We start from the raw sequence: 2,752 nt of genomic DNA, 5'->3' as shown, positions 1-2,752 counted from the left end.
GCGGGCCGCCGGTCAGCCGGCGGCCGGAGCGTCGTCCGGCGCGGCCGTCTCCTGCGCCGCCGCCGGGGCGGACTCCGGGTCGGTGACCGCGACCATCGCCGTCCGCAGCACGCGGTCGCCGCGGCGGAAACCCTGCCGCAGCACCGTCGTCGCCGTCGGGACGTCGACCTCGGACGACGTGTCGTGGATGACCGCCTCGTGCAGCGACGGGTCGAACGGGTCGCCGGCCACGCCGAAGGCCTCGACCCCGAGACCGTCGAGCAGCCCGAGGACCCGGTCGGCGACCACCTTGAAGGCGCCGGTCAGGTCGCCGTGGTCACGGGCCCGCTCGATGTCGTCGACGATCGGGAACAGCTGCAGGGCGAACCGCTCGGCCGCCTGGTCGACGACCAGCGACCGGTCGCGGTCGACCCGCCGCCGGTAGTTGGCGTACTCGGCGGTGACCCGCTGGAGGTCGTCGGTCCGCTCCGCCAGCTGCTGGGCGAGGTCGCCGGAGGCCGGCTCGGCCACGGGCTGCTCGGCGACCGGTGTCTCCTGCTCGCTCATCTGCTCCCCTGTCTGCGCGTTCGTCGGGCCGGGCGGGGTGCCGGCCGGCTGCTCGCCGGCCGGCACCCGCACCTCGCCGGTGACCGGGTCGATGCGCCGCTTGTCGCGGATGACGACCCGCGGCTGCTCTTCCCTGTCACTCATCGGCGGTCGGTGCCCTCGTCGTCCACGATCTCGGCGTCGACCACGTCGTCGTCGGTGGTGGTCGCCGACGGACCGGCCTGGCCGTCACCCGGAGCCTCGCCGGCGCCGGCCGCCCCACCGGCAGCCTCGGCCTGCTGCGCGTAGAGCGCGCCGCCGACCTCCTGGGACACCCGGGCCACCTTCTCCTGCGCGGCCTTGATGGCGGCGATGTCGGACCCGCCCAGAGCGCTGCGCAGCTCGGTCAGCGCCTCGCCGAGCTCGTCCTTCTTCTCCGCGGGGATCTTCTCGCCGTTCTCCGCGAGGAACTTCTCGGTCTGGTACTGCAGCGACTCGGCCAGGTTGCGGGTCTCGGCCTCCTCGCGGCGCTTCTTGTCCTCCTCGGCGTGGGCCTCGGCGTCCTTCATCATCCGCTCGATGTCGTCCTTGGGCAGGGCCGAGCCGCCGGTGATGGTCATCGACTGCTCCTTGCCCGTGCCGAGGTCCTTGGCGTGGACGTGGACGATGCCGTTGGCGTCGATGTCGAAGGCCACCTCGATCTGCGGGACGCCGCGGGGCGCCGGCGGCAGACCGGTCAGCTCGAACATGCCGAGCTTCTTGTTGTAGGCCGCCATCTCGCGCTCGCCCTGGAACACCTGGATCTGCACGGAGGGCTGGTTGTCGTCGGCCGTCGTGAAGATCTCGGAGCGCTTGGTCGGGATCGTGGTGTTGCGCTCGATGAGCCTGGTCATGATCCCGCCCTTGGTCTCGATGCCCAGGGACAGCGGGGTGACGTCGAGGAGCAGGACGTCCTTGACCTCGCCGCGGAGGACACCGGCCTGCAGCGCCGCACCGATGGCCACGACCTCGTCGGGGTTGACGCCCTTGTTGGGCTCCTTGCCCCCGGTCAGCTCGCGCACCAGGTCGGACACGGCCGGCATGCGGGTCGAGCCACCGACGAGGACGACGTGGTCGATCTGGCCGACGGAGATGCCGGCGTCGCGGATCGCCTGGTTGAACGGCGCGCGGGCGCGGTCGAGCAGGTCCTGGGTCATCCGCTGGAACTCGGCGCGGGTGATCGTGACGTCGAGGTGCAGTGGGCCCTCGGCGCCGGCGGTGATGTAGGGCAGGTTCACGTTGGCCGACTGCGCGCCCGACAGCTCGATCTTCGCCTTCTCGGCGGCCTCACGGAGCCGCTGCATGGCGAGCTTGTCCTTGGACAGGTCGATGCCGTTCGCGGCGTTGAAGGTCTTCACCAGGTGGGTGACGACGCGCTCGTCCCAGTCGTCGCCACCGAGGTGGTTGTCACCGGCGGTGGCCTTCACCTCGATGACGCCCTCGCCGATCTCGAGCAGCGAGACGTCGAACGTGCCGCCACCGAGGTCGAAGACGAGGATCGTCTGCTCGGTCTCGCCCTTGTCCAGCCCGTAGGCCAGCGCGGCGGCGGTCGGCTCGTTGACGATGCGCAGGACGTTGAGGCCCGCGACCTCACCGGCCTCCTTGGTGGCCTGCCGCTGCGCGTCCTCGAAGTAGGCCGGGACGGTGATGACCGCGTCGGTGACCGGCTCGCCCAGGTAGGTCTCGGCATCCCGCTTGAGCTTCTGCAGGATGCGCGCGGAGATCTCCTGCGGCGTGTACTTCTTGCCGTCGATCTCCTCGGTCGCCCACGTGGTGCCCATGTGCCGCTCGACGGAGCGGATGGTGCGGTCGACGTTGGTGACCGCCCGGTTCTTGGCCGACTGACCGACGAGGACCTCGCCGTTCTTGGCGAAGGCGACGACCGACGGGGTGGTGCGCGAGCCCTCGGAGTTCGCGATGACCGTCGGCTCGCCGCCCTCCAGGACGGTGACGACGGAGTTGGTGGTGCCGAGGTCGATACCGACCGCTCGAGCCATGGGGATGGCCTCTCTTCCGTGTGCTGGGGTGCTGCTGTGGTCCGGTAGCTGAGGGCTCTCACCATCTTGCGCGTGGTCCGCTCAACTTTCCTGCCCACGATAACGGCAGGCATCCGGCCCGTGTTCCGGGGGGTCCGAGATTTCCGCCGATCTCGCCTCGACCTCACAAGACGGTGGCTGAACACGCCCCC

General features: G+C 70.7%; 2 protein-coding genes. Both read right to left on the bottom strand.

Annotation, left to right across the window (positions count from 1 at the left end; all coding sequences use genetic code 11):
• Positions 1–12 precede the first annotated feature (12 nt).
• Entirely contained in the window at positions 13–690 is a 678-nt protein-coding gene (grpE, locus tag VK640_17335; protein ID HTE74942.1) for a nucleotide exchange factor GrpE, read from the bottom strand.
• Positions 687–2,561: a molecular chaperone DnaK gene (gene dnaK / locus VK640_17330; protein ID HTE74941.1), complete on the bottom strand. Its 1,875-nt coding sequence runs from the start codon at positions 2,559–2,561 to the stop codon at positions 687–689. The genes grpE and dnaK overlap by 4 nt, the downstream gene beginning before the upstream one ends.
• Positions 2,562–2,752: the final 191 nt, after the last annotated feature.

The organism is Actinomycetes bacterium (genome assembly GCA_035489715.1).
GTDB lineage: Bacteria > Actinomycetota > Actinomycetes > JACCUZ01 > JACCUZ01 > DATHAP01.
The sequence above is the reverse complement of the archived record's forward strand: the minus strand, read 5'-3'. Positions and strand labels throughout refer to the sequence as shown.